Source organism: Nocardia salmonicida (assembly GCF_036142455.1).
Classification (GTDB): domain Bacteria; phylum Actinomycetota; class Actinomycetes; order Mycobacteriales; family Mycobacteriaceae; genus Nocardia; species Nocardia salmonicida.
Genome location: NZ_CP108014.1, coordinates 2363704 through 2380135 on the forward strand (window position 1 = coordinate 2363704; position 16432 = coordinate 2380135).

At 67.5% G+C, this 16432-nt stretch carries 16 protein-coding genes; 7 read left to right on the forward strand and 9 right to left on the reverse strand.

The genetic code is table 11. The features are described from left to right. Positions 1 to 161 precede the first annotated feature (161 nt). A complete protein-coding gene (locus OHS03_RS11185; RefSeq protein ID WP_328662669.1) occupies positions 162 to 1187 on the forward strand; it encodes a glucose 1-dehydrogenase in 1026 nt (341 codons plus the stop codon). Between the two features lie 18 nt (positions 1188 to 1205). Here OHS03_RS11185 and OHS03_RS11190 read toward each other — a convergent pair whose 3' ends face one another. Then, complete coding sequence (locus OHS03_RS11190; RefSeq protein ID WP_328662670.1) at positions 1206 to 1937, reverse strand: DsbA family oxidoreductase; 732 nt, start codon at positions 1935 to 1937, stop codon at positions 1206 to 1208. A gap of 197 nt (positions 1938 to 2134) precedes the next feature. Here OHS03_RS11190 and OHS03_RS11195 point away from each other — a divergent pair, with 197 nt between their 5' ends. Continuing rightward, positions 2135 to 2884, forward strand: coding sequence for a histidine phosphatase family protein (locus OHS03_RS11195; RefSeq protein WP_063003311.1), 750 nt, complete (start codon positions 2135 to 2137; stop codon positions 2882 to 2884). A gap of 46 nt (positions 2885 to 2930) precedes the next feature. Further along, positions 2931 to 4790 carry a Na+/H+ antiporter gene (locus tag OHS03_RS11200; protein ID WP_328662671.1) on the forward strand — a complete coding sequence of 620 codons (1860 nt, stop codon included), beginning with the start codon at positions 2931 to 2933 and terminating at the stop codon, positions 4788 to 4790. A 13-nt stretch (positions 4791 to 4803) separates the two neighbouring features. Here the strand turns inward: OHS03_RS11200 and OHS03_RS11205 are convergent, their stop codons facing one another. Further along, positions 4804 to 5349: a TetR/AcrR family transcriptional regulator gene (locus OHS03_RS11205; protein ID WP_056819923.1), complete on the reverse strand. Its 546-nt coding sequence runs from the start codon at positions 5347 to 5349 to the stop codon at positions 4804 to 4806. 213 nt (positions 5350 to 5562) lie between these two features. Here OHS03_RS11205 and OHS03_RS11210 point away from each other — a divergent pair, with 213 nt between their 5' ends. Both OHS03_RS11210 and OHS03_RS11215 read left to right on the forward strand, forming a co-directional pair. Beyond that, a complete protein-coding gene (locus OHS03_RS11210; RefSeq protein WP_063003310.1) occupies positions 5563 to 6171 on the forward strand; it encodes a TetR family transcriptional regulator in 609 nt (202 codons plus the stop codon). A gap of 11 nt (positions 6172 to 6182) precedes the next feature. Further along, a complete protein-coding gene (locus OHS03_RS11215) occupies positions 6183 to 6839 on the forward strand; it encodes an enoyl-CoA hydratase-related protein (protein WP_062981135.1) in 657 nt (218 codons plus the stop codon). Here OHS03_RS11215 and OHS03_RS11220 read toward each other — a convergent pair whose 3' ends face one another. The 5 genes from OHS03_RS11220 to mshC all read right to left on the reverse strand — a co-directional run bounded on the left by OHS03_RS11220 (position 6840) and on the right by mshC (position 13893). Next, the gene (locus tag OHS03_RS11220; RefSeq protein ID WP_328662672.1) at positions 6840 to 7673 is read right to left on the reverse strand and encodes an Abi-alpha family protein; all 834 of its coding nucleotides are present in this window, start codon (positions 7671 to 7673) and stop codon (positions 6840 to 6842) included. It lies immediately after the preceding gene. Continuing rightward, positions 7670 to 9088 (reverse strand): DUF445 domain-containing protein, encoded by a 1419-nt coding sequence (locus tag OHS03_RS11225; protein WP_063003309.1) that lies wholly within the window; start codon positions 9086 to 9088, stop codon positions 7670 to 7672. Before OHS03_RS11225 ends, OHS03_RS11220 begins: the two co-directional genes overlap by 4 nt. Before the next feature lie 212 nt (positions 9089 to 9300). Beyond that, the gene (locus OHS03_RS11230) at positions 9301 to 10086 is read right to left on the reverse strand and encodes a universal stress protein (RefSeq protein ID WP_328662673.1); all 786 of its coding nucleotides are present in this window, start codon (positions 10084 to 10086) and stop codon (positions 9301 to 9303) included. Between the two features lie 101 nt (positions 10087 to 10187). After that, the gene (locus OHS03_RS11235; RefSeq protein ID WP_328662674.1) at positions 10188 to 12527 is read right to left on the reverse strand and encodes a heavy metal translocating P-type ATPase; all 2340 of its coding nucleotides are present in this window, start codon (positions 12525 to 12527) and stop codon (positions 10188 to 10190) included. A gap of 127 nt (positions 12528 to 12654) precedes the next feature. Beyond that, positions 12655 to 13893 (reverse strand): cysteine--1-D-myo-inosityl 2-amino-2-deoxy-alpha-D-glucopyranoside ligase, encoded by a 1239-nt coding sequence (gene mshC, locus OHS03_RS11240; RefSeq protein ID WP_328662675.1) that lies wholly within the window; start codon positions 13891 to 13893, stop codon positions 12655 to 12657. 295 nt (positions 13894 to 14188) lie between these two features. Between mshC and OHS03_RS11245 the strand changes: the two genes are divergently transcribed. Both OHS03_RS11245 and OHS03_RS11250 read left to right on the forward strand, forming a co-directional pair. Further along, positions 14189 to 14611, forward strand: coding sequence for a helix-turn-helix domain-containing protein (locus OHS03_RS11245; RefSeq protein ID WP_328662676.1), 423 nt, complete (start codon positions 14189 to 14191; stop codon positions 14609 to 14611). Further along, positions 14608 to 15450, forward strand: a complete 843-nt coding sequence (locus OHS03_RS11250) for an alpha/beta fold hydrolase (protein WP_328662677.1) — start codon at positions 14608 to 14610, stop codon at positions 15448 to 15450. The genes OHS03_RS11245 and OHS03_RS11250 overlap by 4 nt, the downstream gene beginning before the upstream one ends. A 49-nt stretch (positions 15451 to 15499) precedes the next feature. Here OHS03_RS11250 and OHS03_RS11255 read toward each other — a convergent pair whose 3' ends face one another. Both OHS03_RS11255 and OHS03_RS11260 read right to left on the reverse strand, forming a co-directional pair. Continuing rightward, positions 15500 to 15757 (reverse strand): hypothetical protein, encoded by a 258-nt coding sequence (locus OHS03_RS11255; protein WP_062981121.1) that lies wholly within the window; start codon positions 15755 to 15757, stop codon positions 15500 to 15502. 114 nt (positions 15758 to 15871) lie between these two features. Then, a complete protein-coding gene (locus OHS03_RS11260; protein ID WP_328662678.1) occupies positions 15872 to 16423 on the reverse strand; it encodes a dihydrofolate reductase family protein in 552 nt (183 codons plus the stop codon). Positions 16424 to 16432 lie beyond the last annotated feature (9 nt).

Here is a 16432-nt window from a genome sequence, read left to right on the forward strand (position 1 = left end):
CTCTGGTGTTCGCGTACCGTTGTCGCAGGTAGTCCGAGTTCGCGGCGAGTTCGCGATGGGGTTGCTCCCCCGGGTGTCGTGGATGTGGTTCGTGCAGACGTCGACCGTTGGCCCGTCCGGGCGGAAGGGATGCCGAAATGCGTGCGTTGACAGTGATTCCCATGCAGAAGCAATCGCTGCGTGTGGAGGATGTCCCCGATCCGGTCGTCGGTTCCGGCGAACTGCTCGTCGACGGGATCTCGCTGGGCATCTGCGGCACCGACCGCGATATCGCGCAGGGCAACTACGGCTGGCTGCCACCGGGCAAGCCACGGATGGTCCTGGGGCATGAATCGCTGGGCCGGGTGAAGACCGCACCAGAGGGCAGCGCGTTCGCCCCCGGCGACCTCGTGGTCGGGATCGTGCGCAGGCCGGATCCGGTGCCGTGCGGGGCATGCGCGCGCGGGGAGTGGGACATGTGCCGCAACGGAATGTACGTCGAGCGCGGGATCAAGGAGATCGACGGCTACGGGTCGACGGCCTGGGTGGTGCCCGAGGACTTCGCGGTGCGGCTGGATCCGGCGCTGGAGAAGGTCGGGGTGCTGTTGGAGCCGACGACGGTGGTCGCCAAGGCGTGGGATCAGATCGAGAAGATCAACCACCGCGCCTGGTTCGATCCGCGCACGGTTCTGGTCACCGGCGCAGGCCCGATCGGGTTGCTGGCGGCGTTACTCGGCCGACAGCGCGGCCTCGACGTACACGTCCTCGATCGCACCAGTGGCGGGACGAAACAAGAGCTGGTCGAGGCGTTGGGCGGCACCTTCCACACGGGGACCGCGGCGGCGGTCGCGGAGGCGATCCGGCCCGATGTGGTGATCGAGGCGACCGGTGCGCCCGCGGTGGCCTTGCAGGCGATGGAGATCGACAACCCGGGCGTGATCGTCTGTTTGACCGGAGTGTCTACGCCCGGTGTCGACACCGATGTCGATGTGGGCGGGTTGAACCGCAATATCGTGCTCGACAACGCGCTGGTGTTCGGTTCGGTGAACGCGAACCGCCACCACTACGAACAGGGCGCGCAGGCGCTGGCCGAAGCCGACGAGTCGTGGCTGGAACGGTTGATCACCCGGCGACTGCCGCTGGATCGGGCGATCGAGGCGTTCGATCCGGGTGGGTCCGATATCAAGGTCGTCATCGACCTGGCCTGACTCGGGAAACCGCGGCGGTCAGTTGCTCGCCGCGGACTCGGTGGCGGGGACCGCGCAGCCATCGGGACCACAGGTCTCGCCGTCGGCGATGAGCTGAGGGGCGGGTCGATCGTTCCAGGCAGTGTTCAGCGCCCGGGTGAACGTTTCGGCGGGCTGAGCGCCGGAGACCGCGTATTTGCCGTCGAAGACGAAGAACGGGACACCGGTGGCACCGAGCGCGGCAGCTTCGGCTGCGTCGGCGCGGACCGCGTCGGCGTAGGCGTCGGGGTCCGCGAGCACCGCACGCACCGAGGTCTCGTCCAGACCCGCGCGCACGGCCAATGCCACGAGACGTTCGGGGTCGCCGAAGACGGGTTCGGTTTCGGCGAAGTTGCCCGCGTAGAGCGCGTCGAGCATGGCGTCCTGTTTGCCCTGGTCGAGGGCGAAGTGCAGGAGCCGGTGCATATCGAAGCTGTTGCCGGAGTCGCGGCCGACGGTCTGGTAGGGCAGACCCATCGCCGCGGCCTGGGCGCCGATGCCGCGTTCGTTGGCGGCGGCCTGCTCGACGGTGATGCCGTATTTCTCGGCGATCGCCGGGATGACCGGGCGCGTGGAACCGGCGGGCAGCGTCGGATCGAGTTCGAAGGACCGGTGCACGACCTCGACGTCGTCACGGTGCGCGAAGTCGGCCAGGGCTTGTTCGAACCGTGCTTTGCCCAGGTAGCAGAACGGGCAATTGATGTCGGTCCAGATCTCTACTCTGGTGGACAAGCGGGGCCTCCTGCGGCGCATCACGGGGTGCGGCGGTGGTCCGCCGGACGGTACTGGACAGGCGTTCGAATTCGGGGTGTGTAACGCCGGCGATGAAGCCGCTATTCCCTGGCGCGTCCGGGCACGACGGGACGAGCACGACGGGACGAGCACGAAGGACATCGATGGGGTTCGAACAGCGGAGGGGGTGGGTGCAGATGCCCGAAGGACTGGTGGTGCCGCGCGCGCTGGGCGGGTTGTGGGCGGTGCGCCACGCACAGAGTGAGGCCAATGTGTGGTTCGCCGACCCGGCGACCGGACAGCGGCCGATGCGCGGGACCGACTCGGCGGTGGAATTGACCGCGCACGGGCAGTGGCAGGCGCAGCGTCTCGGTGACTGGCTGGCGGGGTTGTCCGGTGTGCAGCGGCCCACGCTGGTGGTCTGCTCGCCCTACCTGCGCACCCGAGTCACCTGGGCGGTGATGGCCGAGGCGGCCGCCACCCGCAACCGGCAACTACGCCCGATCCGCACTCTGGTCGACGAACGGTTGCGTGATCGGGAGATGGGGGTGTTCGAACTGCATCCGTACCGGGCGATCCGGCGGCGCGCGCCCGAGGAGGGTGCGCGCCGTGAACTGGTCGGCAACTGGGTGTATCGCCCGCCGGGCGGGGAATCGCTGGCCGATGTGGCGTTGCGGGTGCGCAGTTTCCTCGACGAGTTGGATGTGGTGGCCGCGGGCGAGCAGGTACTGGTGGTGACCCACGATGCGGTAGTGGTGTCGTTGCGCTACATCCTCGACGGACTCGGCGCGCCGGTGCCGGATTCGCTCGAGCCGGTGCCCAACGCGTCGGTGTCGCAGTGGCGACGCGAGGGCCCGCGCCTGGCATTGCGGGTGTGGGGCGCGGTCGAGCACCTCACGACCGACGAGCAGACACGACAGGGCTCCTGGGACGAACAGGCTGGTTGAGGCGGCGCCAACGGACTGACCGGTTCGTGGATGACAGAATGCGCGAGTGGATGTCGCAATCGGTCTGGTTGTCCTCATCGGCTCGGCGACCGCGCTGGCGGCGCTGGCGCGGCGATTCGGGGTGTCGGAACCGCTGGTGCTGACGTTGGCCGGCGTGGCCGCGTCGTATCTGCCGATGGTGCCGCAGGTGCATCTCGAGCCGGAGGTGGTGCTGCTCGGTTTGTTGCCGCCGTTGCTCTACACCGCCGCGCTGCGCACGTCGCTGGTCGATTTCAAGGACAACCTGCGCACCATCGCGTCGCTGTCGGTAGGGCTGGTGCTGTTCAGCACGTTCGCGGTGGCGTTGGTGGTGTGGTGGTTGCTGCCGGTGCCGTTCGCGGCGGCGGTCGCGTTGGGTGCGGTGGTCGCTCCCCCGGACGCCGTGGCCGCGACCGCGGTGGCACGGCGCACCGGGATGCCGCGCAGCATCGTGACAGTGCTCGAGGACGAGTCGCTGTTCAACGACGCGACCGCGCTGGTGGCATTGCGTTCGGCCATCGCGGCGATGGCCGGTGCGGTGACGGCGTGGCAGGTGGGCGGAGATTTCCTGCTCGCCGCTGTCGGCGGCGGCGTCATCGGGGCCGTGGTGGCGGCGGCGTTGGCGATGTTGCGCAGGCGGATCACCGATCCCGTGCTGGATACCTCGGTCTCGCTGCTGGCCCCGTTCGTGGCGTATCTGCCTGCCGAACATTTTCACGCTTCCGGCGTGATCGCGGTCGTGACGTGCGGGATGATCCTCGGACACGGCGCGCAGCGATGGCAGGGGGCGGCTTCGCGCGTCGCCGAGACCACCAATTGGCGCACCATCCAGTTCATTCTGGAGAGCGCGGTGTTCTTGATCATCGGCTTGCAGGTGCGCTGGATCGTCGAAGGCGCCTGGCACAGCGGGTTGGATCACGGCACCCTCGTCGTGGCGGCGGTGGGTGTGCTGGCCGCGGTGATGCTGGCTCGCCCGGTGTGGGTGTTCACGCCGGTGTTGGTGGCCAGGCTGTTCGGGCGCGCGAGCGAGCCGTTGAGTCACGCGGCGGTGGTGTCGTGGGCGGGGATGCGCGGGGTGGTGACCTTGGCGGCGGTGTTGTTGCTGCCCGAATCGACACCGCAGTTGCCGGTCTTGGAGTTGCTCGCGCTGGTCGTGGTGGGTGGCACGCTGCTCGTCCAGGGCAGTTCGTTGCCGTGGCTGGTGCGGTGGCTGCGGTTGCGCGGGCCCAGCCGCGAAGAAGACGCGCTCGCCAAAGCTGATCTGCTCCAACAGGCTTCGACCGCGGGCCTGGCCGAACTGGACCGCCGGATCGGGCCGAACACCCCCGAGCCGGTGATCGAGTCGCTGCGTCAACGACTGATCTGGCGTTCCAATGCCGCGTGGGAACGGTTGGGTCGCCCCGAGGCGGAACTGGTGACCCCGACCGCGGAATACCGGCGGCTACGGCTGGCGATGCTGAGCGCCGAACGCGACGCGGTACTGAAGGTCCGCGATGCGGGAGCCGTGGACTACGAAGTGCTGCAACATGTGCTGGCCCGCCTCGATCTCGAGGAGTCGATGATCGACCGCTTCGACGAACGCGATGACGCGCGCGGGGTCGAAACGCTGTCGACCGCGGCCGGGGCACTGGGGTGCGCGCATCTCGACGAGGCTCCGCTCTTGCTGGAGCCACCTGCCGGTGAGCTGGTGTGCCAGACGTGCCTCGACGAGGGTCTGCGCTGGGTGCATCTGCGAATGTGCACCGACTGCGGGAACATCGGCTGCTGCGAGTCCTCGATCGGAGACCACGCCAGCGCCCACTTCCGCACCTCGACGCATCCGGTGATGCGCAGTGTGGAGCCGGGCGAAGCGTGGCGCTGGTGCTATGTGGACCAGCTGCTCGGATGACCCGGCTGCTCGGTCAGCCGCGGTGGGAGTAGATCAGGCGGGCGTACTCGGCGAGCAAGTGGTCGAGTTCGGTGGGTTCGCCCGCGGCGGCGAGCTGTTGGTAGCCGATGATCATGGCCATGCCGAATTCGGTGACGACGGTGGCGGTGGCGGTGTCGTCGACGACGCCGTCGATCACGCGGTGCACGGTGCGCCGGCGTGACTCGTCGACTCGCTTGACGGTCACATGTACCGATTCGTCGTTGGCCGCCCAGGCGCGCAGCGCGGCCTCGGCGCCGTGTTCGAGTCCGCTGGCGAGCACCGACATGGCGCGCACGTCGGCGTCGGCGTCACCGTGGCCGACATCGAGCGCGCGTAGCTCGACCATCTGACGGTTCTCCCAGTGTTCGAGCAGGGTGTCGACGAAGCCCTGCCAGGAGCCGAAGTGGTGATAGAACGAGCCACTGGTAACACCGAGGCGACGGCAGAGCACCCCGATGTTGAGACCTTTGAAACCGAACTCGGCGAGCACCGCCACCGCGGTGTCGAAGTACTGCTCCTTGGTGACCACTCGGGACATCGCGATGCCGTTCTGTTCGTGCGGGCAGGGCCGAAGAATCCGAACAGTACCCCATCGTATCGAGCCCTCGCGCGTCCATAGCGTTGTCTATGCTGTGTCATATTCGGCCGATTTGCCGACGAAATGCCAAGTGGTGGAACGAAATACGTGCACAACGGCCTGAAAGTGCATCCGAATGGAATAGCGGAGCGCACGCTCTGTAAACTATTGTTCATGCCGAGACCGCGCACTCACGACCCACAGACGGTTCTGGACGCCGCCGAAAAGCTCGCGGCCCGTTCCGGACCCGCCGCTGTCACGGTGCGCGCAGTCGCCGCCGCTACCGGAGTATCCAATGGCGCGCTCTATCACACATTTCAGTCTCGCCAGGTTGTGCTGGCGCGCACCTGGTTACGCGCCGCGCACCGATTCCTGGCCCTGCAGTCGGCCGACATCGACCGCGCCGTCGCGGCAACCGACCCCGAAACCCGCATCGACGCGGTCCTCGACGCCGCGCAGGCCCCGGCGCGGTTGGCCGAGCAGCACCCCGACTCCGCGCGCCTGCTGCTGCTCGTCGATCGTGCCGAATTGCTCGCCGGTGACATCGCCCCCGCTCTGGCGCAGGAGATCGCCGACACCGAGAAGGCGCTCGTCGCCGCGCTCAACCGGCTCTCGCGTGCCCTGTGGGGTCGCGCGGACCGGCGCGGCGTCGCCACCGTCACCACCTGCCTGGTAGATCTGCCCACCGCGCTGCTGTTGCGCCGCGACCGGCTCACCGATCCCCTGGCCCGCGCACAGCTGCGTGCTGCCGTGCGAGCCGTCCTCGACCTCGGCCCCCACTGAAAAGGAACCCCGTGCCCACACTGCGCCACCATGATTCGATCGCCGTGCTCGACCTCGGCGACGGCGAGAACCGCTTCTCCCCCGACTTCCTCATCGAAGCGCAGACCCACCTCGACACCGTCGTGGCCGAGGGCGCGCACGCGTTGGTGACCACCGCGACCGGCAAGATCTTCTCCAACGGCCTCGACCTGGACTGGCTCACGGCCAACGGCGACCGGGCCGCCGAATACGTCGCAGCGGTGCACACCCTGTTCGCCCGGGTCCTCACCTTGCCGATGCCGACGGTCGCCGCGATCGGCGGACACGCCTTCGGTGCGGGTGCGATGGTGGCCATGGCCCACGACTACCGGGTGATGCGCGCCGACCGCGGCTACTTCTGCTTCCCTGAGGCCGACATCCGCATCCCGTTCACCAACGGCATGGCCGCGCTCATCCAGGCGAAGGTGCCCCCCAAGACGGCCGTCGCCAGCATGACCACGGCGCGGCGCTTCGGTGGCCCCGACGCACTCGCGCTGGATCTGGTCGACGCCACCGCCGCCGAAGGCGAAGTCCTCGATGCCGCACTGGCTTTGGTCGCACCGCTGGGCGGCAAGGATCAGACCACGATGACCGCGATCAAATCGGTGATGTTCGCCGATGTCCTCGACGCGCTGCGCGGGCGGGACTGATCACGGCAGCCGGGGGCCCTTGCCCAGGTAGATGTCGCCACGGTCATCGCTTGCCCAGCCGCCCCCGGTGTAGTCACCCAGCACGAAACACGCGTGGCAGAACTGCTTTCCGAACACCGTCAGGTAGATGCTGCGGTACGAGCTGATCGCCCGCATCTTCACCGACTTGTAGGCCGCCTGTGCCGGGGGCTGGGCTTCGAGGAACGCGTAGCGACGGAAATCGGCCACCGGTTCGGTGGAGAAGCGGATCAGCCCGAGACGACTGAGGTTGCCCAGATAGTGGTGGTCACGGTCGGGCAGCGCGCACCCGGCCATCGCCGCGATCATGTTGATACCGTCGGCCAGCCGTTGCGAGCCGATCCCGAACGGCGCCTTGGTGCGGATGTCGATCGAGGGCTGCGGTCCGGCGACGGCGAGGAAGCGCAGGATCCGCGCTTCGTCGGGTGTCAGGTCGTGCAGGATCGGTACGAACGACGGGTGCAGGTCGCGCGGTTGCTGCGCGCAATCCCAGCCCTCGGTGATCATCGCATCGCCCATCGCTTTGAGATCGTCGGCGTCGACCTCGGTTTCGACCGCGCCGTAGACGCCGGTGGCGGTGCTGGACAGACCGAGCGCGCTCAACGCGGCGCGACGGAACAGATCCACGCGTTCGTCGAAGATCTGCGATATCGGTTCACCGGAGCGGAGGTCGTCGACGAGATCGGTGGCGGTGTGCACCGCACCCTTGGTCACCGCGCCGACGATGTGGCGCAACGACTGTCCCGCGATCCGCGCCAAGCCGAGCAGATCGGTGGGAATGCCGGGTTCGCGATCAGGGGTGGGCTCCATGCTCATGCTCCGAAGATCAGCAGGTGGAGGGCACCGATGCAGGCACCCAGCACGCCACCGTGCAGATACAGCAGCCAGGCGTCCTGTTCGATGGCGGTGTAGAGCATTTCGACGAACTCCTCCGGGGGGAGTTCACGCAGCTTCTCGGTGGCGAGCCGGTCGACGCTGGCCGCGGTGGTCTGGGAGAACTCGATGTCCTCGACCAGCCACGGCTTCATCTCGGTGGCCAGGTTCGCGCCGGCGGTGGCCTGGATGGCGTCGAAGTGGCGCGGCCCGATCGCGAGCCGGGTCACCGAGCGCAACGGGCCGAGGATCCGGTCGATCTCGGCCTCGAGGAAATGGGCGATCACCGCGCGGGTCTTGTCACCGCTCGGCCCGTCGAGCAGTTGCTCGGCGACGACGTCGAGGGTGACGATCTGATACCCGATCGCGTGTCCCAGATCCGCCGCGGCCTGGTACTGGCGTTTCGCGAATTTCGCGACCCGCCACGGATATCGGTAGCGCGGCTGCGGCACCGAGGGTTCGAACACCACCTTGATCGCGATGATATTGACCAGCACACCCACCGTCGCGCCACCGACGAGCACCCATGCCCACGCGGGCAGGAAATGCAGGATGTCGTAGAGCCAGCCGGGTAGCGAGATCACCGCGGGGCTGTCGCCGTGCGGTGAGCTGTAGTGCAGCAACGACAACCACAGCGCCACGATGACCCCGAACGGGAACCCCAGCACCCCACTGCGGATCATGAAGCGCAATTCCGGGGCGCCGAGCCCGTAGATCACATCCTTGAGCAGTTCGGGCCGACGGCGCAGGTAGCCCACGACCATCAGCTTCACATCGAGGAGCTGGTCGATGTTCTCGCCGATGAAGTCGAACGCGCGATCGGTGATCGCGGGCAGCTCGGCCTCCACCCGCGTGTAGATGGCTTCACGTGCGCGCGGCGGCATGTCGGCCCACAGTCGCGGGTGCTCGGCGTCCATGATCGAGTCGACCATCGAGCGCACGTTCGGCAGCGCCACCAGCGCGACCTGCTCGGAGATCTTGCGCGGATCCATCTGGTCGAAGAAGTCCTTGGCGGTGCCGATCTTGGCGACCGCGTTGTCGACCATCAGGCTCGCCATCTTCTCCGAGCGCGCCGGAATGAAACCCTGGAAGCCGAGGATGCCGCCGGGGGCGAAGGTCGGCAGGATCTGCACTTTGCGCGGCAGCAGCGGAAAGATCGTTTTCAAGCCCGGCACGTAGAAGCCGGTGAAGCGTACCGGCGCGAACAGCATGATCACCCCGGTCCAGTTGGTGATCAGACCGGCCATGGCGCTGAAGATCGGAATGGTGATCATGTCGACCCAGAACCTGCTCAGACCGGTCGTCTTCTCCCAGTCCAGCAGGCCGAAGAACCCCGCCGCCTCGATTCCAGCATTCATCCGGCGTCCACTCCGTTGTGTGGCGAACATCGCGCGTACGGACATCATAGGCGACCGAACTCCGCGTTTCTGGCAAGTTCAGCCGTTACCCGCTATACCGGAGCAAACATTTGATCGGGACCGGATACGGCGTTCTCGGCGCGCGCCACGTGGCGCGGAGCCCGCCGGCAGCATCGCCGGGACTGCGCGACCTCGACTCATGGGCCGAGGAATCAGTGCGTGGTGTTGACCAGCAGCAGGTTGGTGTCGATGTCGTGGGTGACCTTGTTGGCTACCGAGCCCAAAAGGCGCGCGGGCCCGCTCATTCCGCGGTTGCCGATCACGACGAGGTCGTATTTCCAGGCCGAGTTGCAGATCGCCTCTGCCGCGGGGACCCCGGTGAGGACATCACGCCCGAACAGTTCCGGGTCCTCGACCGCGAGCTGAGCTTCCACGTCGATCAAGGTGTCGACACCGTCCTGGTCCACTTTGGCGGAGGTCACCAGGAACGGGCGCGCGGCCAGCGCGAGGGCCAGGTCGTAGCCGCGACGGACCGCGGTCAGCGAACTCGCCGATCCGTCGGTGGTGAGACCGACCGTGGTCCATCGTTTGGGAACCTTGCTGGTGAACACCACATCGGTCTGACTGTGGTGTGACACGTGATTGGCTGTGGAGCCGAGCAGACGCGCCTTGGAACTGCCCAGGCTGCCCCCACCGATCACGAGCAAGGTGCCGGGTTCGCGTTCGGCGATCTCGAGCAGTAACGCGCCCGCCGCACCGTCGAGTTCGATGCCGACGACCTCGGCCACACCGGCTTCGAGGAGAGCTTCGGCGGCCGTGCGCGTGTTGTCTTCGGCCCATTCGGCATCGGTGCCCGATTTGCGCCCCGCGTCCTTCCATACGCTCACCGCGGTCACCGGAATACCCAGGCGCACCGCGAACTCCCCCGCCACCGCTACCGCCGTCTGCGCGGACTCCGAGCCGTTGGTTCCCACGATGATGTGCTGGTAGCACCCCATGTGACGCTCTCCGATCGACGGCAGGTCAGCTGCGCTGTGGCCCCACAGTATAAGCGCAGCACACTGCGGGCAACCGGCACCGATGGGCACGCCGCTCGGTGCTACCGGTCCGCCGACGGCAGTGACAGGCGTTTGAGGTGCAAGGCGTTGAGGGCCACGATCAGGCTCGACCCCGACATGGCCATCGCCGCGATCTCCGGGCGCATGGTCAGACCCCACGGAGCGAAGACACCGGCCGCGATCGGCAAGGCCAGGCCGTTGTAACCGACTGCCCACCCCAGGTTCTGGTGTTCCTTGTGGACGGTGCCACGGCCGATGCGCAGGGCCGTCGACACCGCGTACGGGTCCGAGCGCATGAGCACGACGTCGGCGGTCTGGATGGCCACGTCGGTGCCCGCGCCGATGGCGACACCGAGGTCGGCGCGGGCCAGGGCTGGCGCGTCGTTGACGCCGTCGCCGACCATCGCGACCAACTTGCCGCTGCGTTGAAGATCCGCGATCCGGTCGGCCTTGTCTTCGGGTAGGACATCGGCGATCACGGTGTCGATGCCGAGATCGCGCGCGATACGTTCGGCGGTGCCTTTGTTGTCGCCGGTCAGCATGATCACGCCGACGCCCAGCTCGTGTAGCGCCCGCACCGCGTCGGCGGCGGTCGGGCGTGGGGCGTCGGCCAGCGCGATCACCGCTTGCGCGCGCCCGTCGACGGCGACCAGGACCGCCGTATGGCCCGAGGCCGCCAGCTCGTCACGATGTTTCGCCAATTCGCCCAGTGCGATGTGGTCGGCATCGAGCAGGCCGCGGTTGCCGACGATCACCTGCTGCCCGTCGACGGTGGCCTTCGCGCCGCGCCCTGCCACGTTCAGGAAGTCGGTGGCCGAGAGAATCTGCACGCCATGGGCTTTCGCGTAGTCGACGACGGCTCGGGCCAGGGGGTGCTCGGAGTCGAGTTCCACCGCCGCGGCCAGTGCCAGCACCCTGTCGGTATCCACGCCGTGCGCGGTGATCACGTCGGTGACCTCGGGTTTACCCTTGGTGAGGGTGCCGGTCTTGTCCATCACCACCACGTCGATGCGCGCGGCGTCCTCGAGTGCTGTCGCATTCTTGAACAGCACACCGCGTGCGGCGCCGAGCCCGGTGCCGACCATGATCGCCGTCGGCGTCGCCAATCCCAGCGCGTCCGGGCAGGTCACCACCACAACCGTGATCGCGAACAGCAGCGCCTTGCTCAACGACGCACCGACGAGCAACCACACCACCAGCGTGGTCAGGCTGCCCAGCAGCGCGACCAGGGTCAGCCAGAATGCCGCCCGGTCGGCCAGTCGCTGACCCGGCGCCTTCGAATTCTGTGCCTGCTGCACGAGTTCGACGATCTGGGCCAGAGCGGTGTCGGAACCGATCTTGGTGGCCTTCACCCGCAGGCTGCCGGTGCTGTTGATGGTCGCGCCGATCACCGGAGAGCCCGGTTCCTTGTGTACCGGCATGCTCTCGCCGGTCACCATCGATTCGTCGACTTCGCTGGAGCCCTCCAGTACGGTGCCGTCGACGGCGATCTTCGAGCCGGGCCGCACCAGCAGCACGTCACCGACTCCTACCTCGGCGGTCGGCACCTCGATTTCCTTGCCGCCGTGCAGCACCACAGCTTTCGGTGGCGACAGGTCGAGCAGGCTCGTCACCGCGTCTCCCGCGCCGCTGCGCGCGCGCATCTCGAACCAGTGCCCCAGCAGCACGAACGTCGCCAACATCGTGGAGGCCTCGTAGAACACCTCACCGCCACCGGTGAACGTCACAGCCAGCGAATAGAGCCATCCCGTGCCGATGCCCACCGAGACCAGCACCATCATGTCCAGCGTGTGGGCCCGCAACGCCGCCCATGCCCCGGTGAAGAAGATGGTCGAGGAATAGAAGATCACCGGCAGGCTCAGGACCAACATCCAGATATCGGCGCGCAGCCCGAACGGAGTGGGCAGATGCAGGCCGAGCATGTGCGTGGCCATCGGCGACCAGAGCATCACCAGGGCGGAGAAGACGAGCGCGACGAGGAACCGATTGCGCATGTCGCGGGCCATGTCGTCCATCGACAGCGACGCATGCCCGCCGTGCGTGTGTGTCGCCTGCGGCGGGTCTCCGGGCTGTGCGGAGTGGCCCGAGGACTCGACATGGTGCGGGGTGGTCGGCTCGCTCGTCGGGTCGCAGACGTGCCTCGGTACGGAGCGTCCCGCGCAGTGGTAGCCACAGTCGCGGACCCAGGTGCGCAGATCGGCGACGGATGTTCGCGTGGGATCGTAGGTGACGGTCGCCGTTTGGGCGACGGGGTTCGGGTCGACAGCGAGAACGCCGGGACGGTGGCGCAACCCGTTGGTGAGTACCCCGTGGGAGCTGGCGCGCAGTTGCCCGCCCACGTGCAGGACGGTCGTAACGGAGGCCGGTTGATTCTGGGGCATCGTCGCTCCTGTCGCCGGTCGTCCGCACGACGCGACAGCGCCCCGCGCCTCACTTCCAGGCGACTCTACCGGCGGCTGATCACAAGTCGACGCAGCTCGAGCGGCGCCGCGGTGAGCCGCGACGGCGTCAGAGACTGATACCCAGCAGGGCGTCGACGGCGGTGCGGACCAGGGTGGGGGCTTCGGTGTCGGTACCGCCGTAGGCGATGGCCTGTTCGGCCCAGTTGTCGATCGTGTCGAGGGCTTTCGGGGTGTCGAGATCGTCGGCCAGGTGCTGACGCAACCGGGCGATGGTGTCGGTGGCCGAGGGGCCCGCGGTCAGCGACACCGCTTCACGCCAGCGGTCGAGGCGGCGCTGCGCGGCGGTGAGGACCTCGTCGGTCCACATGCGGTCGGAGCGGTAGTGCCCGGCGAGCAGGCCGAGGCGGATCGCGGCGGGGTCGACCCCGGAGCGGCGCAGCTTCGACACGAGCACGAGGTTGCCTTTGGACTTCGACATCTTCTCGCCGTCGAGGCCGATCAGCCCGGCGTGCACGTAGTGGCGGGCGAAGCGGCGGGCGCCGGTGGTCGCCTCGGCGTGTGCGGCGGAGTATTCGTGGTGGGGGTACATCAGGTCCGAGCCGCCGCCCTGGATGTCGAACTCGGCGCCGAGGCGGTTGAGTGCGATCGCCGTACACTCGATGTGCCAGCCGGGGCGGCCTGCCCCGAAGGGCGCCTGCCACGACGGCTCGCCGGGGCGCTCTGACCGCCACAGCAGGGCGTCGATGGGGTCACGCTTGCCTGCCCGGTCGGGGTCGCCACCGCGTTCGGCGAACAGCGTCTCCATCGTCGCGCGGTCGTACCCGGATTCGTAGCCGAACTGCTCGGTGGCGTCGGTGCGGAAGTAGATGTCGGGGTACTCGGCGTCGTCGACGATGTAGGCGGCGCCGGCGGCGAGCAGCTTCTGCACCAGCTCCACCACCTCCTCGACCGATTCGATGGCGCCGATGTAGTGCCGCGGCGGCAGCACCTGTAGGGCGGTCATGTCCTCACGGAACAGGTCGATCTCGCGGCTGCCGAGGTCGCGCCAGTCGATGCCGTCGCGGTCGGCGCGTTCGAACAGCGGGTCGTCGACGTCGGTGACGTTCTGCACGTAGTGCACGTCGTGGCCCGCGTCGCGCAAGATCCGGTTGACCAGGTCGAACGTCAGATAGGTCGCGGCGTGACCCAGGTGGGTGGCGTCATAGGGGGTGATGCCGCAGACGTACATCTTCGCGGTCTCGCCGGGGGTGACCGGGCGGATCTGACGATCGGCGGTGTCGTACAAACGCAACGGCGGCCCTGTTCCGGGGACGGTCGGCAGGGAGATATCGGACCAGGACTGCATGTCTTCGAGGGTAGAGCCCCCGCGGATGCGCTCGGCTCGCGGCCCGGCCCATGGGGTTGCTCGCGGTGTCGCGGCACGGCCCGCTACCTGCACACAAACGTGTCGCGGCGCCACCGTCAAGGTTTGCGTTCAGGCAGATCCCCTGGTCACAGCGGTAACGGGTCGAATCGGGCGTGTCGTGCCCATTGTGCGTTCCGACCTGGGCGAACGGTTGCCATCGCGATCATTGTCACAGTCCGCAACTACCTGAACTTCCCTATTGATACTTATCTGCACGTTCGTTTACGGTCGTTTTATGACGGATCGTCTCTATTCGGTCGAGCAGGTTGCAGAACTTCTCGGACTACATGTCCGCACCGTGCGCAGCTATGTGCGCGACGGCAAACTGCCCGCCGCCCGCATCGGCAAGCAGTACCGCATCACCCACGAGGACCTCGAGGCGTTCACCGGGCTGCCGATCACCACGCCGCAGACAGCGCCCCATCGCCATGCCGAGTCCTCCTGCATCGTCGAGATCGACGACATCGACCGCGCCACCGTCGACCGGATCACCACTCTGCTCACCGCCACCGCCGGAACCCGAGGCGCGGGCGGTCAGCGCATGCGCGTGGAAACCAGCTACGACCCGGCCCGCAATCGCCTCAAAGTCATCCTGCTCGGCAGCCTCGCCGACAGTTCCCGCCTCCTCGACTACCTGGACGGAATCCTCACCTCATGATCTACAAATCCGACGAAGGCCGAGAGCTCATCCACCGGCGCTACCGCGAGCACCTCGACGCCTGGCCGGTCCCGCGCGAAGAACGGCGGATCGACACCGAGGTCGGAGAAACATTCGTCGTGGTCTCCGGACCCGTCGACGCACCGCCGCTGCTGGTGCTGCACGGCTCAGGAGCCAATGCGAGCACCTGGCGCGCCGACATCGCCGACTGGTCGAGAAGTTTCCGCGTGTACGCGGTGGATCTGCCCGGCGAACCAGGATTCAGCGTCCCTACCCGGCTGCCACTGGACAGCGACGCGACCGCGAGCTGGCTCGACGAGGTCATCGACGCACTCGGCCTCGACACCGTGGCGCTGGTCGGCATGTCACTGGGCGGGTGGACCGCACTCGATTACGTGCTGCGCAGGCCGGGTCGGGTCACCACACTGGTGCTGCTGTGCCCGGGTGGACTGGGCAAGCATCGCTACGGCTGGCTGGTGAAGGCGATCGGCCTGCGGATGATCGGTAAGCACAGCGCGCGCGACATGGCCCGCGCCGGTCTGGGTCTCGACGGTCCGGAAGCGGACCCGATCATCGACGACATCGAGCTGACATTCGCCCATTTCGCGCCGCGCCCAGTCAATGTGCCTATTTTCCGCGACGAACAACTACGCAGGGTGGACATCCCGGTCCTGGTAATCGTCGGCGAACGCGATGCCCTGTTCGATTCGGCGCGTACCGCCGAACGCGCCCGCGGCGCCTTCACGCGAGGCGAGGTGCGTGTGCTGCCCGGGGTCGGACACGCACTGCTGAATCAGACTGCGGCGGTGAGCGAATTCGTGCTCACCCACCCAGGATGAGCTTCGGTGCCACCGCTCCCCGACGTGCGGCGACACCGAACAGATCACATCAGAGTTCGCGGCACTGCATCTGCGCCGCGTCCGGGCCGAGCTGCTGCGTCGCGTAGTACGCCGCACCGACCTCGTTGCCCGCCTTCACCGTAACGTCGGGCAGCGGCGCGCCGACCTGGTTGGTGGAGGAACACACGTAGGTCTTCTCAGCCCACCACCCGGCGGGGAACGCCTGCGCGGGTGCGGCAACGGCAGCGGCAGCACCGGTGAGCAGCAACGCGGCAGCGGAGGCGGTAACAATAGAACGGGTCGACATAGGTTTCCTCAGATCTCACGGGGACAACGAAAGTGCTTGGAGCACACTAGCACCGGGGCTGACCAGGCAACAGAGCCCCGGCATCCCCGAAAAGACCTCGGTGGTGGCGCCGGCTCAGTCGACGAGGTAGCGCAGCAGCACCGCGGTCTCGAAGCGCCTGGTCTCGACCAGGCGGAGCCTGATGCGCTTGTCCAGCAACGGGAACATCGGTGTGCCGCCGCCGAGCACCACGGGCGAGACGAACACCTGATACTCGTCGATGAGACCGTGTGGCATCAGCGAGGCCGCCAGGCTCGCGCCGCCGACCTCCATGACGCCGTCACCGCCTGCCTTGAGCCTGCGGACCTCCTCGACCGCGTTCGCACTGACCAGGGTGCTGTTCCACTCGACCTCGGTGAGTGTGCGGGAGAAGACGACCTTGGGCTTGTTCGTCCAGAACTCGCCGAATTCGCGCTGGATGGGCGGTGCGTCCTCGGGCACGTGCGGCCAGTACTCGGCCATCAGCTCATACAGCCGACGACCGTTCAACGCGATGTCGAGCCCGCCGAACCTGTCGTTGTGGAACTGGTGCAGCTCCTCGTCCGGTTCGGTCCAGTCGATGCCGCCCTCGCGGTCGTTGACGTAGCCGTCCAGGGATACGCCGAATCCGTAGATCAGTTTCCTCATGACCGTGTA

Excerpts from the sequence above, each read along its gene's own strand:
- OHS03_RS11250 (WP_328662677.1), top strand. The coding sequence starts at position 14,608 with ATGATCTACAAATCCGACGAAGGCCGAGAGCTCATCCACCGGCGCTAC.
- OHS03_RS11260 (WP_328662678.1), bottom strand. The coding sequence starts at position 16,423 with ATGAGGAAACTGATCTACGGATTCGGCGTATCCCTGGACGGCTACGTC.
- OHS03_RS11220 (WP_328662672.1), bottom strand. The coding sequence starts at position 7,673 with ATGAGCATGGAGCCCACCCCTGATCGCGAACCCGGCATTCCCACCGAT.
- OHS03_RS11185 (WP_328662669.1), top strand. The coding sequence starts at position 162 with ATGCAGAAGCAATCGCTGCGTGTGGAGGATGTCCCCGATCCGGTCGTC.
- OHS03_RS11235 (WP_328662674.1), bottom strand. The coding sequence starts at position 12,527 with ATGCCCCAGAATCAACCGGCCTCCGTTACGACCGTCCTGCACGTGGGC.
- mshC (WP_328662675.1), bottom strand. The coding sequence starts at position 13,893 with ATGCAGTCCTGGTCCGATATCTCCCTGCCGACCGTCCCCGGAACAGGG.
- OHS03_RS11205 (WP_056819923.1), bottom strand. The coding sequence starts at position 5,349 with ATGTCCCGAGTGGTCACCAAGGAGCAGTACTTCGACACCGCGGTGGCG.
- OHS03_RS11195 (WP_063003311.1), top strand. The coding sequence starts at position 2,135 with ATGCCCGAAGGACTGGTGGTGCCGCGCGCGCTGGGCGGGTTGTGGGCG.
- OHS03_RS11230 (WP_328662673.1), bottom strand. The coding sequence starts at position 10,086 with ATGGGGTGCTACCAGCACATCATCGTGGGAACCAACGGCTCGGAGTCC.
- OHS03_RS11210 (WP_063003310.1), top strand. The coding sequence starts at position 5,563 with ATGCCGAGACCGCGCACTCACGACCCACAGACGGTTCTGGACGCCGCC.
- OHS03_RS11255 (WP_062981121.1), bottom strand. The coding sequence starts at position 15,757 with ATGTCGACCCGTTCTATTGTTACCGCCTCCGCTGCCGCGTTGCTGCTC.
- OHS03_RS11225 (WP_063003309.1), bottom strand. The coding sequence starts at position 9,088 with ATGAATGCTGGAATCGAGGCGGCGGGGTTCTTCGGCCTGCTGGACTGG.
- OHS03_RS11245 (WP_328662676.1), top strand. The coding sequence starts at position 14,189 with ATGACGGATCGTCTCTATTCGGTCGAGCAGGTTGCAGAACTTCTCGGA.